This window comes from Streptomyces sp. Ag82_O1-12, assembly GCF_900182715.1.
Classification (GTDB): domain Bacteria; phylum Actinomycetota; class Actinomycetes; order Streptomycetales; family Streptomycetaceae; genus Streptomyces; species Streptomyces massasporeus.
On record NZ_FXUW01000001.1, the window covers coordinates 1755198 to 1771261 of the forward strand.

The following is a 16064-nucleotide window of genomic DNA, read 5'->3' on the forward strand; positions in this document are numbered from 1 at the left end:
GGGGCCCGTGTCCCGGCGAGGGGGAGCAGCGGCTCAGAACTCGAGGCGCAGGCCGGGCACGATCACGTCGGGATCTTTGCCGATGGCGGCCTTGTTGACGGCGTAGAGGCGCTGCCAGGTGGTCCCGTGCCGGGCGGCGACGCCGCTCAGTGTGTCGCCCCGGCGGACGGTGTAGTCACCGCGGGAGGAGCCTCGGTCCGCGTGTTCCGTGGCACGCGCCGGCGCCTTCGACGGTTTCGCCGGGGCCTGTTCGGTGGAGGTGACCGGGTCGGCGGCGGGTGCGCCGCCGCTCGCCCCGGCGCGTGCCGAGCAGGTCGGCCAGGCGCCCCATCCCTGGGCGCGCTGGACCTTGGTGGCGACGGCTATCTGCTGGGACCTGCTCGCCCGGTCGGCGGTGGGCGCGTAGGCCGTGCCGCCGTAGGCGTTCCAGGTGGAGGGGGCGAACTGGAGTCCGCCGTAGTAGCCGTTGCCGGTGTTGATGTGCCAGTCGCCGCCGCTCTCGCACTGGGCGATGCGGTCCCACACTCCGCTGTCGGCCGCCGCGGCGTTTCCGGTCGCGGCCAGCAGTCCGAGGGGCGCGAGCAGTGCGGCCCCGGCGAGGACCGCCGTCGTTCGAACCTGGTTCCTCCGGGCGGTGGAGCGAGTGGTATCGGCACATTCGGACATGTAGGTCCCTCTCGGAACACCCGGGCTTCCCCCAAGGCGGAGCGCCACTCCCGCGCCATGGGGCGCGGGGGCCGCGCTCGCCCCGTCCACCGGAGCGGTGCTGCGCCCGGTTCCTGGGAACCCGGCGGCCGGCGGACGTACCCGAGCGGTGCTCGTTGCACACGGCGGAGGAATCTAAGGAGGCCGGCGGCTTCCATCAACCAGTCGCCCGTCCTGGCAGGCCAGTTCGGTAATACCTCGGGTAACGGCTATTTCCGGACACCCACTTCATTAGCGGATTTCCGGATTTGTCGGCCCACCCTCCCGACGACCTGTGACCCACTTCACTCCCTCAAGAGCCTTGCCACAACGGCGAGTTGACGGTGAGTGCTGGATTCCGCGCCGAGCGTGACCCTGTGCGCTGGTTGGTTCGATTCCGTTCGCCCTGGGGCGTGACTCCCGCCACAGATCACCCGTTGTCTCCTTCATGAGCCGGGACCTACCCGGACCACGGGCCGGGAGCCACCCGGCTTTGCCACGCACCGCATCCCCGAGGGAGCCACCCGTGCCGCGCATGCTCGACGTCAGCGACGAGGTACGCGCCGAGATCGGCGACGAAGAAGCCGACCGCCTGCTCGCCGGAGAGACCGCCCCGGGCAGCTACGACTGCACGTCGTGCCGCACTCCGGGCGACTCCGAGCAGGAGCGCACCAGCACCGTCCTGTTCATCGGGGACGAGACCGCCGTCCTCGCCTTCGCCCACGCCGGCTGTCTGCCCTCGCAGGTCGTGCAGGTCACCGAGGAGCAGCTGCGGGGCGCCGTGAAGTCCATCGCCGGCGACACCGTCGACCTGGAGCCCGACAAGATGGTGCCCGAGCAGGCGGTGCTCGGCGTGACCAGCGGGCTCGTCCTGATCGGCGGGGAGCTGCACCCGGCCCTGGTGGTGGAGCCGACGGGGCCCATCGCCCGGCCCGGCACGACCGGGTCCGGCGACGACTTCCTGCCGCTGCTCATCGAGCAGGGCTTCATGCCCCTGACCGACCTGTCCGCCGTACCGCCGGTGCTGCACGGCTGGTCGGTGCTGCTCGCCGTGGGCCAGCTGCACGCGGTGCTCCAGCCGGGCAGCAACGGCGGCCAGCCGGTGGCCTGGTGGCAGGCGCACCAGCCGCTCCAGGTGACCGACCCCTGGCGCGCGGCCGCCAACAAGCACCAGCAGGTGCTGATGTTCGCCGCGCCCGCCGGCTCGATCGGCCGCCAGCCGCGCGAGGACCTGCTGCGGGACGCGCTGGACAAGGCGGCGGCCAACGGCAAGCTGGTCGCCTCGGCGCTGCCGCTGGCCGGCACCTGAGCCACGCGTCACCCGCGCGGCCCGTACACCCGCGAAAGCCGTACCCGGGCCGCATCCCTTGACCCGCGGGGTCGTTTGGACATACGTGCACGCATACGACGTTCCCCGCCGCCACTCCTTCTCGCCGATCCCGTCCGCGCGATCGGCTCAGGACTCCCACGGCGGCCCATCGGCCACGCCGATCTACGACGCGCTCTACGCCGAGTACGTCAAGTCCTTCCGCGCACTGCCCGGCGATCGCAGCGGCGAGGAGAAGCTGGGCTTCACCGCCTTCGGGAACACCCCGCACGGTTCGGGCTCGTACGGGGGCGGGTCGTACGGGGGCACGTACGGCAGCTCGTACAGCGCCTACAGCGCGGGCGCCCAGAGCGCCCGCCATGCCGCCGGGCAGCAGCCGCAGTGGCAGCGCGTCGGCACCATCGGCTCGCACGGCACGGGGATGCACTACGTGCCCGCCGGGCTGCCGCCGGGGCGGCGCGGCGGCGTCTGAGCGAGCACCGGACACCGGAAAGGGCGGCCCCGTCGGGGCCGCCCTTTCCGGTGTTCTCGCGCTACTTCTTCTTGCCGCGCTTCTCGCGCACCCGCACGGAGATGTGGATCGGCGTCCCGTCGAAGCCGAACTCCTCGCGCAGACGGCGCTCGATGAAGCGCCGGTAGCCCGCCTCGATGAAGCCGGAGGCGAAGAGCACGAACCGCGGCGGCTTGGTGCCCGCCTGCGTGCCGAACAGGATGCGGGGCTGCTTGCCGCCCCGGACCGGGTGCGGGTGGGCGGCGACGAGCTCACCGAGGAAGGCGTTCAGCCGGCCCGTCGGGACCCGGGTCTCCCAGCCCGCCAGGGCCGTCTCGATCGCCGGGACCAGCTTCTCCATGTGCCGCCCGGTGCGCGCCGAGACGTTGACCCGCGGCGCCCAGGTCACCTGGCCGAGCTCGGTCTCGATCTCCCGCTCCAGGTAGTAGCGGCGCTCCTCGTCGAGGGTGTCCCACTTGTTGTAGGCGAGGACGATCGCGCGGCCCGCCTCGACGGCCATGGTGACGATCCGCTGGTCCTGCACCGAGATGGACTCGGAGCCGTCGATCAGGATGACCGCGACCTCCGCCTTCTCGACGGCGGCCGCCGTGCGCAGCGAGGCGTAGTAGTCGGCGCCCTGCTGGAGGTGGACGCGCTTGCGGATGCCCGCCGTGTCGACGAACTTCCAGGTGACGCCGCCGAGTTCGATCAGCTCGTCGACCGGGTCACGGGTGGTGCCCGCCAGCTCGTTGACGACGACGCGCTCCTCGCCCGCCACCTTGTTCAGCAGCGAGGACTTGCCGACGTTCGGGCGCCCGATCAGGGCGATGCGGCGCGGGCCGCCGATGCCGCCCCCGCCGAACGTCTCGCGCGGCGCCTCGGGGAGCACTTCGAGGACCTGGTCGAGCATGTCGCCGGTGCCGCGGCCGTGCAGCGCGGAGACCGGGTGCGGCTCCCCCAGGCCCAGCGCCCACAGGTATGACGCGTCGGCCTCGCCGCTCGGGCCGTCCACCTTGTTGGCGCACAGCACGACCGGCTTGCCGGCCTTGCGCAGCAGCCGGACGACGGCCTCGTCGGTGTCGGTGGCACCGACCTTGGCGTCGACGACGAAGACGACCGCGTCGGCGGCCTCGATGGCGTACTCGGCCTGGGCGGCGACGGAGGCGTCGATGCCGAGGACGTCCTGCTCCCAGCCGCCGGTGTCGACGACCTTGAAGCGGCGGCCGGCCCACTCGGCCTCGTAGGTGACGCGGTCGCGGGTGACGCCGGGCTTGTCCTCGACGACGGCTTCGCGGCGCCCGATGATGCGGTTCACCAGAGTCGACTTGCCGACATTGGGGCGGCCGACGACGGCGAGCACGGGCAGCGGGCCGTGGCCCGCCGCCTCGATGGCGCCCTCGACGTCCTCGGGGTCGAAGCCCTCTTCCGCGGCGAGCTCCATGAACTCCGCGAACTCGGCGTCGCCGAGCGCCCCGTGGTCATGCTCGAGCGCGCCCTCGGACGCGTCCGAGCCGTCGGGCTGGATGTGGTCGTTCATGAAGTCCGTACCTCGTCGTTCATCGTGGTGGTCGGTGGAGTACCCGCTGTTCCGGGCTGATCCACTACTCAGTGTCGTCTAGCGCCCGGTGAGGCGCCTGGCGTTTTCCAGGTGGGCCGCGAGCTGCTTCTGGATGCGCCCGGTCGCCTCGTCCAGCGCCTTGCGCGTCCGGCGGCCGCTGCCGTCGCCCGCCTCGAAGGGCTCTCCGAAGACGACGTCGACGCGGGAGCGCAGCGGAGGCAGCCCCTTTATCAACCGTCCGGGCTTGTCGGAACTTCCCAGCACGGCCACCGGGACGATCGGTGCGTCGCCGCGCACCGCGAAGTACGCGAGGCCGGCGCGCAGCGACGCGAAGTCGCCCTCGCCCCGGGTGCCCTCCGGGAAGATGCCGAGCACGCCGCCGTCGGCCAGGACGCCGAGCGCCTGGGTGATCGCCGTGCGGTCGGTGGTGTCGCGGTCGACCTTCACCTGCCCGATACCGAGCAGAAAGGGGTCCAGCGGCCCGATGAACGCTTCCTTCTTGATCAGGAAGTGGGTCGGCCGGGGCGCCACACCCATGACCATCGGACCGTCGATGTTGTGGGAGTGGTTGACCGCGAAGATCACCGGCCCGGTCGCGGGCACCCGCCAGGCGCCGAGCACGCGCGGCTTCCACAGCCCGTACATCAGGCCGACGCCGATACGCCGCCCGACCTCGGCACCCCGCGCCGAAGGCAGCTCGGTCACTTTCCGGCCCGCTTCTCCTCGACGAGGGTGACGACGCACTCGATGACCTGGGCCAGCGTGAGCTCGGTGGTGTCCACCTCGACGGCGTCGTCCGCCTTGGCGAGCGGGGAGGCCTTGCGGCTGGAGTCGGCGGCGTCCCGCTTGATCAGGGCCTCGCGGGTGGACTGGACGTCGGAGCCCTTCAGCTCGCCGCTGCGGCGGGCGGCACGCGCCTCCGGGGAGGCGGTGAGGAAGATCTTGAGGTCGGCGTCCGGCAGCACGGTCGTGCCGATGTCCCGGCCCTCGACGACGATGCCCTGCTCGGCGGAGGCGGCGATCGAGCGCTGCAGCTCGGTGATCCGGGTGCGCACCTCGGGTACCGCGCTGACCGCGCTGACCTTGGCGGAGACCTCCTGGGTGCGGATCGGACCGGCCACGTCCACGCCGTCGACCGTGATGGCCGGCCCCTCCGGGTCGGTGCCGGAGACGATCTCGGGCTTGCCCGCGGCGGCGGCGATGGCGGACGGGTCGTCTATGTCGATGCCGTTGCTCACCATCCACCAGGTGATCGCCCGGTACTGGGCGCCGGTGTCCAGGTAGCTCAGCCCGAGCTGGGCCGCCACGGCCTTCGAGGTGCTCGACTTGCCGGTGCCGGCGGGGCCGTCGATGGCGACAATCACTGGCGTGGCGCTTTCCACAGTGGGGGACCTTCCTGGACCGGGCTCGGCGGGGGTGAGGGCGAGAGTGCCCCGCACAAGGTTACTGGGTTCGCGTCACTCGTCCGGCCGCGCGTCGGTCGGCCCCTCGCGGCCCGCCCTACTGCCGGAGCGCCCAGCCCCTCTCCCGCAGCGCGGCGCTCAGGACCGGGGCCGCCTTCGGCTCCACCATCAGCTGCACCAGACCGGCCTGCTGCCCCGTGGCGTGCTCGATCCGTACGTCCTCGATGTTGACGCCGGCCAGGCCCGCGTCGGCGAAGATCCGGGCCAGCTGTCCCGGCTGGTCGTCGATGAGCACGGCCACGACCTCGTAGGCCCGGGGCGCGGAGCCGTGCTTGCCGGGGACGCGGACCTGCCCGGCGTTGCCGCGCCGCAGCACGTCCTCGATACCGCCGGCGCCCTCGCGGCGCTTGTGGTCGTCGGAGGACTGCAGGGCGCGCAGGGCCCGCACGGTCTCCTCCAGGTCGGCGGCGACGTCCGTGAGCAGGTCGGCGACCGGCGCGGGGTTCGCGGAGAGGATGTCGATCCACATCCGGGGGTCGGAGGCGGCGATCCGCGTCACGTCCCGGATGCCCTGCCCGCACAGCCGTACGGCGGACTCCTCTGCGTGCTCCAGCCGCGCGGCGACCAGGCTGGAGACCAGGTGGGGCATGTGGGAGACGAGGGCGACGGCACGGTCGTGGGCGTCGGCGTCCATGACCACCGGCACGGCCCGGCAGTGCGAGACCAGCTCGAGGGCGAGGTTCAGCACCTCGGCGTCGGTGTCCCGGGTCGGGGTCAGCACCCAGGGCCGGCCCTCGAAGAGGTCGCCGGTCGCGGCCAGCGGTCCGGACTTCTCCCGGCCCGACATGGGGTGCGAGCCGATGTACGCCGACAGGTCGAGGCCGCGTGCCTCCAGTTCGCGGCGCGGCCCGCCCTTCACGCTGGCGACGTCGAGGTAGCCGCGTCCCGCACCGCGGCTGAGGGCATCGGTGAGCACGTCCGCCACGTGCGCGGGCGGGGCGGCGACGATCACGAGGTCGACGGGCCCGTCCGGCGCCTCGTCGGTGCCGGCGCCGAGGGCGGCCGCCGTACGGGCCTGCTCCGGGTCCGGGTCGGCGAGGTGCACGGTGACGCCCCGCTGGGACAGGGCCAGGGCGGCGGACGTCCCGATCAGGCCGGTGCCGATGACGAGTGCGGTCCTCACTGGGCGATGTCCTTGCGCAGGGCGGCGGCGGCACCGAGGTAGACGTGGGCGATGTCGGCGCGGGGCCGGTCGGACTCGATGTGCGCGAGGACCCGGACGACACGCGGCATGGCGCCTTCGATGTCCAGCTCCTGGGCGCAGATGAGGGGCACGTCGACGATGCCCAGCTTGCGGGCGGCGGCGGCCGGGAAGTCGCTGTGCAGGTCGGGCGTGGCCGTGAACCAGATACTGATCAGGTCGTCGGCGGCGAGATCGTTGCGCTCCAGGATCTCCGTGAGCAGGGCTCCGACCTGCTCGTCCATGTGCCCGGCCTCGTCCCGTTCGAGTTGGACGGCGCCCCGGACCGCTCGTACCGCCACGGCGATGCTCCTTGCTGACGTGCGTGTCGCTCTACGTCCGACCAGCCTAGTCAGCCCGGGCTGCCCGGGGGCGCGGCGCCCGCCCGGTGAGACGCCAGGGTCGGCACGTTTGGGTAAGTTCGGTGCCAAGATGATGCAAATTCCGATTTACCCCTCTTCGGCACTTTCGGAGTGACGACATGACCTACGAGACCACGCGCCGCACGGTTCTCCTCGCGACGGGCGCGACCGGTGCGACGGCGCTCGTCGCGGCCTGTGGCGGGGGCGGTGACGACAGCGGCTCCGCGTCGACGCAGTCCCCCACCGGCGACGGCGCGACGAGCGGGGCCGCCGGCCAGGTCCTGGCCAACCTCGACGAGATCCCGGTCGGCGGCGGCAAGATCTTCAGTGACGAGAAGGTCGTGGTGACCCAGCCGGAGCAGGGTCAGCTCAAGGCCTTCTCGGCGATCTGCACCCACATGCACTGCCTGGTGGGGTCCGTTTCCGACGGCACGATCAACTGTCCCTGCCACGGCAGCAAGTTCAAGATCGCCGACGGTGCGGTGGCCCACGGCCCGGCGACCCAGCCCCTGCCCGCCGAGCAGATCACCGTGGAGGGGAACTCGATCCGCCTCACCTGAGCGCCCGCGCCCGGCACCGGGCCGTCACGCGTCCCACAGTGCCCCGAGGGTGAGCAGGTCGGTCCGGTACTCGACGCGGTCGGCCCACTCGGCGGGCCAGGCCTCCGCACCCAGGTAGGCGCCCGCGAAGGCGCCCGTGAGGCAGGCGATCGAGTCCGAGTCGCCGGCGGTGCACGCGGCGCGGCGCAGGGCCGTCACCGGTTCGTCGGCGAAGAGCAGGAAACACAGCAGCCCGGTCGCCAGGGCCTCCTCGGCGATCCAGCCCTCGCCGGTGGCCAGGCAGGGGTCGGTCTCCGGCGAGACGGTGCGCACGGCGTGCTGGAGCCGTTCGAGGATCTCCAGGCACTCGTCCCAGCCGCGCGCGATGAACTGCCCGGGGCTGGGGTCCCCGGCGCGCCGCCACAGGTCACCGAGCCAGCGCTCGTGGTAGTGGCCGCGGTTCTCCAGGGCGTACGAGCGGAGCAGCCCGATCAGCCCGGTCGGCTCCGCGCCCTGCGCGAGCAGGCGTACGGCGTGCGCGGTGAGGTCGGACGCGGCGAGCGCGGTGGGGTGCCCGTGGGTGAGGGCGGACTGCAACTGGGCGGCTCCCGCGCGCTGTTCGTCACTCAGGCCGGACACCAGGCCCAGCGGCGCGACGCGCATGTTGGCACCGCAGCCCTTGGATTCGATCTGGCTGGCGTCCTGCCAGGGGCGGGATTCGTCCTTCAGCAGGGAGCAGGCCTTCATGCAGGTGCGGCCCGGAGCCCGGTTGTTCTCCGGGGACTGGTACCAGGTCACGAACTCCTCCCGCAGAGGCCGGGCCAGCCCCAGCGGGGTGAGCAGCCCCCGGTCCGTCGCCGTGCGCACCGCCCGGCCGAGCGCCAGCGTCATCTGGGTGTCGTCCGAGACGAAGGCACGCTTCGGCAGCTCCATCTGCCGCCACGGCCCGCACTTGGCGAGGATCGAGGGGACGTCGTAGAACTCGGTGGGATAGCCCAGCGCATCCCCGAGCGCGAGACCCGTGAGCGCTCCGGTGGCGGCCTGCTTGTGGACGAGGGTGGTCATGCGGGGCGTCCTTCCCGGGTGGGCCGGAGGAGAGGCGGGTGGAGGGCGGTGGCGGTGCCGGCGCGGTACAGGGCGGCGGGTTTGCCGCGGCCGCCGGTCAGTCGCGCGGCGCCGGGAACGGGTGCGACGAAGCCCGGCGTGGCGAGCACCTTGCGCCGGAAGTTGGGCCGGTCGAGTTCGGTGCCCCACACGGTCTCATAGACCTGCTGGAGCTCGCCGAGGGTGAACTCGGGCGCGCAGAAGGCGGTGGCGAGGCAGGTGTACTCGAGCTTGGCGCCGACGCGGTCGTGGGCGTCCGCCAGGATGCGGTCGTGGTCGAAGGCGAGCGGCCCCGCTGTGCCGTACGGCACCCAGCGGGCCTGCGCCGCGTCGCTGCCGCCGTGCGCCTCGGGGGCGTCGGGCAGCAGCGCCGCGAAGGCGACCGAGACGACCCGCATCCGGGGGTCGCGGCCGGGCTCGCTGTAGGTCCGCAGCTGCTCCAGATGCAGCCCCGAGACGTCGGACAGGCCGGTCTCCTCGGCGAGTTCACGCCGGGCCGCCGTCTCCGCCGACTCGTCCGGCTGCACGAACCCGCCGGGCAGGGCCCAGCACCCGGCGTACGGCTCCTGCCCTCGCTCGACGAGCAGCACGTGCAGCGCGCCCTCCCGCAGCGTGAACACCGCGAGGTCGACAGTGACGGCGAAGGGCTCGTGAGCGTACTTGTCGTAGCCGTTCATGCACCGGCACCCCCTTTATGGTCAGCACGACTATAAAGGGGGTGCCGGTCACTCACAAGGTCTAGAGGTCGACCTCCTGCATCAGCATGCCGACCTCCGTGTTGGACAGCCGCCGCAGCCAGCCCGACTTCTGGTCGCCCAGGGTGATCGGCCCGAAGGAGACCCGGACCAGCTTGTCGACCGGGAAACCGGCCTCAGCCAGCATCCGGCGCACGATGTGCTTGCGGCCCTCGTGGAGGGTGACCTCGACGAGGTAGTTCTTGCCGGTCTGCTGGACGACCCGGAAGTGGTCCGCGCGGGCGTAGCCGTCCTCCAGCTGGATGCCGTCCTTGAGCTGCTTGCCCAGGTCACGCGGGATGGGCCCGACGATGTGCGCGAGGTAGGTCTTCTTCACGCCGTACTTCGGGTGGGTCAGCCGGTGGGCCAGCTCACCGTGGTTGGTGAGCAGGATGACGCCCTCGGTCTCGGTGTCGAGCCGGCCGACGTGGAAGAGCCGCGTCTCGCGGTTGGTGACGTAGTCACCGAGGCACTGCCGGCCCTCCGGGTCCTCCATCGTGGACACGACACCGGCGGGCTTGTTGAGCGAGAAGAACTGGTAGCTCTGTGTGGCGACGGTCAGGCCGTCGACCTTGATCTCGTCCTTCTCCGGGTCGACGCGCCGCCCCTGCTCCAGGACGATCTCGCCGTTGATCTCGACGCGGGCCTGCTCGATCAGCTCCTCGCAGGAGCGCCGGGAGCCGAAGCCCGCGCGGGCGAGGACCTTCTGCAGCCGCTCGCCCTCCTGCTCGGCGCCGGGGAAGGTCTTCGGGAGCTTGACCTCCTTCTTCCCGGCGTACCGGTCGCGGTTGCGCTCCTCCGTGCGCGTCTCGTACTCGCGGGAGCGCGCCGGAGCCGTCCCGCCGGAGCGCTGGCCCTGCTTGGGGCCGCCCTTGGCGCCACCGCGGGCCGAGGGGCCGCGGCCCGACTTCGGGCCGTCCTGCGTGGCGCCGGGGCCGACGTCGTAGCGCCGCTCCTCCGGGCGCGGCTTCTTCGGACGGCCGCTGCCCTGCTTGTCGTCGCGGTTGTTGCCGGCGCCGCGGAAGTTTCCGCGGCCACCGCCACTCCCGCCGCGGCCGCCGCTGTTGCCACCACGGCTCCCGCCGTTGTTTCCGCTGCTGTTCCTGCCGCTGCTGCTTCGCATCAATATTCCGTCTAGTCGTCTGCGTCGTCGGAACCCGGCGCATCGGGTGCGTCCGGGTCGAACGACGGTACGCCTTCCTGGGTCTCGGCCTCGATCGCCTCCGCCTCCGGGAGGAAGGGCGCGAGCTCCGGGAGCTCGTCCAGACCGCGCAGGCCCATCCGCTCCAGGAAGTAGTTCGTCGTCCTGTACAGGATCGCACCTGTTTCGGGTTCCGTGCCCGCCTCCTCTATCAGACCGCGCTGGAGGAGGGTGCGCATGACACCGTCGCAGTTGACTCCGCGGACGGCCGAGACCCGGCTGCGGGTGACCGGCTGCCGGTAGGCGACGACCGCCAGGGTCTCCAGGGCTGCCTGGGTGAGGCGGGCCTGCTGGCCGTCCAGGACGAAGCGCTCGACGGCCGGGGCGTAGGCGGCCCGGGTGTAGAAGCGCCAGCCGTTCGCGACGTAGCGCAGCTCGAAACCGCGGCCCTGGACGGTGTACTCGTCGGCCAGCTCGCGCAGGGCGTCCGCGATCTGGCGTCCGGGCCGCTCCAGTATCTTCGCGAGGTGCTCCTCGGTCGCCGGCTCGTCCACGACCATGAGGACGGCCTCCAGGGCCGGCTTCAGATCGAGGTCGGCGACGGTACGCGGTCCGGTCGGCAGCTCGGTCGTTCGCTCGCTCACGCCTTCTTCTCCTCCTTCGGCGGCTCGGGAGGCCGGTCGAACTCGTCGGTGACGGTCGGGGTCTCGTCACCGTCGCCGCCGGTCCACCGTACGAGCAGGTCCCCGAGCGCGGTCTCCTGCTCCAGCGCGACGGCCTTCTCGCGGTACAGCTCCAGCAGGGCGAGGAACCTCGCCACGACGGTCAGGGTGTCGTCGGTGTCCGCCACGAGCGCCCGGAAACTGGCCTCGCCGAGCTCTCTGAGCCGGGCCACGACGATCTGCGCCTGTTCCTGCACGCTGACCAGCGGGGCGTGGATGTGGTCCACGTAGACCTGCGGCTTGGGACGCGGCTGCATCGCCTTCACGGCGAGCTTGGCGAATCCTTCCGCCCCGATGCTGATGACGACGTCGGGCAGCAGCTCGGCGTGGTGCGCTTCGAGGCCGACGGTACGGGGGTAGCGCCGGCCCTCGTCGTCGAGCCGCCCGCTGAAGATGTCGGCGATCTGCTTGTACGCGCGGTACTGCAGCAGCCGGGCGAACAGCAGGTCCCGTGCTTCGAGCAGCGCCAGATCGCCCTCGTCCTCCACCTCGGCGGCGGGCAGCAGCCGGGCGGCCTTCAGATCGAGCAGGGTGGCGGCGACGACCAGGAACTCGGTCGTCTCGTCCAGGTCCCAGTCCGGCCCCATCGCCCGGATGTGGGCCATGAACTCATCGGTCACCTTCGACAGCGCGACTTCGGTGACATCCATCTTGTGCCGCGAGATCAACTGCAACAGCAGATCGAAGGGCCCCTCGAAGTTGGCGAGCCGAACCTTGAAGACCCCGTCGTCCGCCGCCGCGTCGGCGTCCCCGGCGGGGGGCGTGGGGCTCGGGGCGGATGCGGAAGACCCCTCGGACACGGTCACCACACCGGCGGCCCGCGCCTCGGCACCATTCCCGCTCGCCTCCCCCACGACCACCGCCCCGGCCGCACCCGCAGGCCGCGCGACGGGCCCGGCCGGGTCCGCAGGCGGCTTCACCGGCCCGGCCGCGTTCGCGTTCGGCTCGATGGGTTCGACCACGTCCGCAGGCGGCGCCATGCGCCCGGCGGCCTCCGCAGGCAGTGCCATGGGCCCGGGGGCGGTGGCTTTCAGGGATCCGGCCCGCTCAGTCACGGGCCCGGCGTCGCGGGGCGAGGAACTCGGCTCGGCCACCGGGGCAACGCGCCCCAGCGGCGCGACGCTCTCACTCGCGGGCGACGCCCCGTACGAAACCGCCTCCGCCCCCAGCCCGACCGGCGAAGCCGTCCCGTCACCATCCACGGAGGGCCCGGGCGACTCGGCCGCCTCGGTGCCGGTCCGCTCGACCGGCAGAGCAGCGGGGCCGGCTTCCTCCGGTGAGGTATGCGGCGCGGCCTCTCTCGGCTCAGCCGGCGGAGCCGCCGGCCCCCTCCCCAGCGCACGCCGGCGGCCGGCCGGGCCGCCGGGGGGAGGTGGGGAAGCGTTCGAGGTCATGGCCCCCGCAGGCTACCGCTACCGCCCGCGCAGTCGTCGTACGAGGATGCTGGCGTCTCCGCGGGTCTCCAGGTCGGCGAGGACCACCGCGACCGCCTCGCGGACGATGCGTCCGCGGTCCACGGCCAGGCCGTGCTCGCCGCGGAGCACCAGACGGGCGTGCTCCAGGTCCATGAGCTCCTCGGCCGACACGTACACCGTGATCTTCTCGTCGTGCCGCTCACGGCCGCTGGGGCGGCGCGAGGGACTCCGACCGCGCTTGCGGGGCGCGGCCCCCGCGGCACCGGCGGCAGAACCTTCCTGCGCCGTCTGCCGACCGGCGGAGCCGGAGCGCTCGGCGGCAGCGGAACGGCTGTGGGCCTCCCCGGCCTCGGCCGGCTCCGCGTCCGCCGCGACGTGCTCCGGACCCTCACCGTCACCGCCCTGCGCGGGCACCGACTGCGGCGCGTCCTCCGCGGCCGCCGCGTCGCCCTCCCCCGCCGGAGCGGGCACCCGGGCGTCACCGTTGGCCTGACGCCTGGGCTGGGACGACTGAAGCGCCATCCCCCCTGTCGTACGGAAGAGTTCGTCGGCCCCCGGCAGACTCACTCGGCGTGACACCGGGCGAGCACCTCCCTGGCGAGCTGGCGATAGGCGGCGGCACCGACGGAGTTGGAGGCGTACGTGGTGATCGGCTCTCCGGCGACCGTGGTCTCCGGGAAGCGGACCGTGCGCCCGATGACCGTGTGGTAGACGTGGTCGTCGAACGCCTCGACCACACGCGCGAGCACCTCACGGCTGTGCACCGTGCGCGAGTCGTACATCGTGGCGAGGATGCCGTCGAGCTCCAGCTCCGGGTTGAGCCGTTCCTGGACCTTCTCGATGGTCTCCGTCAGCAGGGCCACACCACGCAGCGCGAAGAACTCGCACTCCAAAGGCACTATCACCTTGTGCGCGGCCGTCAGGGCGTTCACCGTGAGCAGGCCGAGCGAGGGCTGGCAGTCGATGACGATGAAGTCGTAGTCGGGCAGCAGCGGCTTCAGGGCGCGCTGCAGCGTCGACTCGCGGGCGACCTCGGAGACGAGCTGGACCTCGGCCGCCGACAGGTCGATGTTGCTGGGCAGCAGGTCCATGTTGGGGACCGCCGTCTTCAGCAGCACCTCGTCGGCCGCCATCCCCCGCTCCATGAGCAGGTTGTAGACGGTGAGGTCGAGCTCCATCGGGTTGACGCCGAGTCCGACCGACAGCGCGCCCTGCGGATCGAAGTCCACGAGCAGGACCCGGCGTCCGTACTCCGCGAGCGCGGCACCCAGGTTGATGGTCGACGTGGTCTTGCCCACGCCGCCCTTCTGGTTGCACATCGCGATGATCTTCGCGGGTCCGTGTTCGGGCAGCGGGCCCGGGATCGGGAAGTACGGCAGCGGGCGCCCGGTCGGACCGACGCGCTCGCGGCGCTGTCTGGCAGCGTCGGGCGCGAGAGTGGCCGCGTACTCGGGATCGGGCTCGTACTCCGCGTCGGGGTCGTAGAAGTGCCCCTCGGGCAGTTCGTCGTAGTCGGCGAAGTGGTTGTGGGGCGCGCCACTTCCGTCGCCGGCCATGGCGTTCACGTGATGGCCATCCATCTTCTGGTGTGCTGTGTGAGTCGCCTGCTGACTCTGGTGGGCTGCGAAGGTGCGCACAGCGACGGAGCCGACAGCCGCGAATCCCGCGGGCTCCTGGTCCCGTGCAGGCATTCCTGGTTGGCCACCCCCGGGAGTAAATGTCGACTCATTCACAAGTCGTCTTACCTCCTTGGTGACCAGGAAACTTCTAGACAGGTCAGCGTGGCACCATGCCGACAGCTGGCGACTCTATGGCGTGTCGGGCGTCCGCAGCAACACAATCCGCCGGACCCGGCCCGATGTGTCGGCAATGAAACATCCCGCTGTCAAGGGCGTACGGCCGTCGCACGGCAGGTTTCACCGGTGTGCGAATCGGTTGAAGGGTTACGTTCGAGGCGAGTTGCGCGAGAATCGCGAAGTGACCATACACACATCCGGCCGGACCTTGTCGGGCAAGGTCCGGCCGGGTGCGCGGCGTTGACGACCGGGGTTGACGTATCGCCTTTGCCGGTTGGTCACTTAGCCGACTTTGCGGCTGTGGGGGCTCAGCCGAGCAGCGAGGTCAGCTCCACGTGCTCCACGCCGTGCGCCTCGGCGACCTCGCGGTAAACGACCTTGCCGTCATGCGTGTTGAGGCCCTTGGCCAGCGCCGGGTCGCGGCGCAGCGCGTCCGCCCAGCCGTGGTTGGCCAGCTCGACGATGTACGGCAGCGTCGCGTTGGTCAGCGCGTAGGTGGAGGTGTTCGGCACCGCGCCGGGCATGTTGGCGACGCAGTAGAAGACCGAGTTGTGGACCCGGAAGGCCGGTTCGGCGTGGGTGGTCGGGCGGGAGTCCTCGAAGCAGCCGCCCTGGTCGATCGCGATGTCGACAAGGACACTTCCGGGCTTCATCCGCGAGACGAGCTCGTTGGTGACCAGCTTCGGGGCCTTGGCGCCGGGGATCAGCACGGCGCCGATGACGAGGTCGGCCTCCAGGCAGGCCTTCTCCAGCTCGAAGGCGTTGGAGACGACGGTCTGGATCTTCGTGCCGAAGACCTTGTCCGCCTCGCGGAGCTTGTTGATGTCCTTGTCGAGCAGGGTCACGTGGAAGCCCATGCCGATGGCGATCTGCGCGGCGTTCCAGCCGGAGACACCGCCGCCGATCACGACGGCACGGCCGGCCAGCACGCCGGGGACACCGCCGGGCAGCACACCGCGGCCACCGTTGGCGCGCATCAGGTGGTAGGCGCCGACCTGCGGGGCCAGTCGGCCCGCGACCTCGGACATCGGGGCGAGCAGCGGCAGCGCGCGGCTGGGCAGCTCGACGGTCTCGTAGGCGATGGCGGTGGTGCCGGACTCAAGGAGGGCGTCCGTGCACTCCTTGGAGGCGGCCAGGTGCAGGTAGGTGAAGAGCGTCTGGTCCTTGCGGAGGCGGTGGTACTCCTCGGCGATGGGCTCCTTGACCTTCAGCAGCAGGTCGGCGGTGGCCCACACCTCGTCGGCGGTGTCCAGGATCCGCCCGCCGGCGGCGACGTACTCCTCGTTCGTGATCGAGGAGCCGACGCCGGCGTCGCGCTCGATGACGACCTGGTGGCCGTGGCGCACCAGCTCGTGCACGCCGGCGGGGGTGATGGCCACCCGGAACTCGTTGTTCTTGACCTCGCGGGGGATGCCGACCTTCACGTCGATCACGGTCCTTGGCTCAGAGGGTATGGGGGGTCTTACTAAGACATACCCGGGCACGCACGGGCACACCGGGAGAGACCGCAGGAGAACGTGCGGCAGAGCCAGTCTAATGAAGGTGTTCT

The 16064-nt window shown here is 71.7% G+C and carries 17 protein-coding genes; 3 read left to right on the forward strand and 14 right to left on the reverse strand.

Translation table 11 applies throughout. The annotated features are described in order from the left end of the window. Positions 1-33 precede the first annotated feature (33 nt). Positions 34-666 carry a LysM peptidoglycan-binding domain-containing protein gene (locus QOL88_RS08100; RefSeq protein ID WP_097215774.1) on the reverse strand — a complete coding sequence of 211 codons (633 nt, stop codon included), beginning with the start codon at positions 664-666 and terminating at the stop codon, positions 34-36. 544 nt (positions 667-1210) lie between these two features. On the opposite strand from QOL88_RS08100, the gene QOL88_RS08105 reads away from it, so the two are divergent. Beyond that, positions 1211-1993 carry a DUF8842 C-terminal domain-containing protein gene (locus QOL88_RS08105; protein ID WP_097215775.1) on the forward strand — a complete coding sequence of 261 codons (783 nt, stop codon included), beginning with the start codon at positions 1211-1213 and terminating at the stop codon, positions 1991-1993. An 85-nt stretch (positions 1994-2078) separates the two neighbouring features. Then, positions 2079-2483 carry a hypothetical protein gene (locus QOL88_RS08110; RefSeq protein WP_097215776.1) on the forward strand — a complete coding sequence of 135 codons (405 nt, stop codon included), beginning with the start codon at positions 2079-2081 and terminating at the stop codon, positions 2481-2483. 61 nt (positions 2484-2544) lie between these two features. Here QOL88_RS08110 and der read toward each other — a convergent pair whose 3' ends face one another. From der to aroH, 5 genes are all read right to left on the reverse strand, one after another. Continuing rightward, positions 2545-4038, reverse strand: coding sequence for a ribosome biogenesis GTPase Der (der, locus tag QOL88_RS08115; protein ID WP_097215777.1), 1494 nt, complete (start codon positions 4036-4038; stop codon positions 2545-2547). A gap of 78 nt (positions 4039-4116) precedes the next feature. Further along, positions 4117-4764, reverse strand: a complete 648-nt coding sequence (locus tag QOL88_RS08120; protein ID WP_097215778.1) for a lysophospholipid acyltransferase family protein — start codon at positions 4762-4764, stop codon at positions 4117-4119. After that, positions 4761-5423: a (d)CMP kinase gene (gene cmk, locus QOL88_RS08125; RefSeq protein WP_373559273.1), complete on the reverse strand. Its 663-nt coding sequence runs from the start codon at positions 5421-5423 to the stop codon at positions 4761-4763. Before cmk ends, QOL88_RS08120 begins: the two co-directional genes overlap by 4 nt. A 136-nt stretch (positions 5424-5559) precedes the next feature. Then, positions 5560-6645, reverse strand: a complete 1086-nt coding sequence (locus QOL88_RS08130) for a prephenate dehydrogenase (RefSeq protein ID WP_097215780.1) — start codon at positions 6643-6645, stop codon at positions 5560-5562. Further along, on the reverse strand, positions 6642-7004 hold the full coding sequence (gene aroH, locus QOL88_RS08135) for a chorismate mutase (RefSeq protein ID WP_031106761.1): 363 nt from the start codon (positions 7002-7004) through the stop codon (positions 6642-6644). Before aroH ends, QOL88_RS08130 begins: the two co-directional genes overlap by 4 nt. A 179-nt stretch (positions 7005-7183) precedes the next feature. Here aroH and QOL88_RS08140 point away from each other — a divergent pair, with 179 nt between their 5' ends. Next, positions 7184-7624, forward strand: coding sequence for a Rieske (2Fe-2S) protein (locus QOL88_RS08140; protein ID WP_097215781.1), 441 nt, complete (start codon positions 7184-7186; stop codon positions 7622-7624). Between the two features lie 24 nt (positions 7625-7648). On the opposite strand, the gene QOL88_RS08145 is transcribed toward QOL88_RS08140, so the two are convergent. From QOL88_RS08145 to ald, 8 genes are all read right to left on the reverse strand, one after another. Next, positions 7649-8668, reverse strand: a complete 1020-nt coding sequence (locus tag QOL88_RS08145; RefSeq protein WP_097215782.1) for an ADP-ribosylglycohydrolase family protein — start codon at positions 8666-8668, stop codon at positions 7649-7651. Continuing rightward, on the reverse strand, positions 8665-9384 hold the full coding sequence (locus QOL88_RS08150) for an NUDIX hydrolase (protein WP_097215783.1): 720 nt from the start codon (positions 9382-9384) through the stop codon (positions 8665-8667). Before QOL88_RS08150 ends, QOL88_RS08145 begins: the two co-directional genes overlap by 4 nt. Positions 9385-9445: 61 nt before the next feature. Beyond that, a complete protein-coding gene (locus tag QOL88_RS08155) occupies positions 9446-10564 on the reverse strand; it encodes a pseudouridine synthase (protein WP_097215784.1) in 1119 nt (372 codons plus the stop codon). Positions 10565-10575: 11 nt separating this feature from the next. Beyond that, on the reverse strand, positions 10576-11226 hold the full coding sequence (scpB, locus tag QOL88_RS08160; RefSeq protein ID WP_097215785.1) for an SMC-Scp complex subunit ScpB: 651 nt from the start codon (positions 11224-11226) through the stop codon (positions 10576-10578). Next, a complete protein-coding gene (locus tag QOL88_RS08165; RefSeq protein ID WP_257027628.1) occupies positions 11223-12314 on the reverse strand; it encodes a segregation and condensation protein A in 1092 nt (363 codons plus the stop codon). The genes scpB and QOL88_RS08165 overlap by 4 nt, the downstream gene beginning before the upstream one ends. Before the next feature lie 402 nt (positions 12315-12716). Next, positions 12717-13298, reverse strand: coding sequence for a hypothetical protein (locus tag QOL88_RS08170; RefSeq protein ID WP_179878800.1), 582 nt, complete (start codon positions 13296-13298; stop codon positions 12717-12719). Then, entirely contained in the window at positions 13283-14410 is a 1128-nt protein-coding gene (locus tag QOL88_RS08175; RefSeq protein ID WP_078625596.1) for a ParA family protein, read from the reverse strand. The genes QOL88_RS08170 and QOL88_RS08175 overlap by 16 nt, the downstream gene beginning before the upstream one ends. Positions 14411-14823: 413 nt before the next feature. Next, the gene (gene ald, locus QOL88_RS08180; RefSeq protein ID WP_179878801.1) at positions 14824-15948 is read right to left on the reverse strand and encodes an alanine dehydrogenase; all 1125 of its coding nucleotides are present in this window, start codon (positions 15946-15948) and stop codon (positions 14824-14826) included. Positions 15949-16064 lie beyond the last annotated feature (116 nt).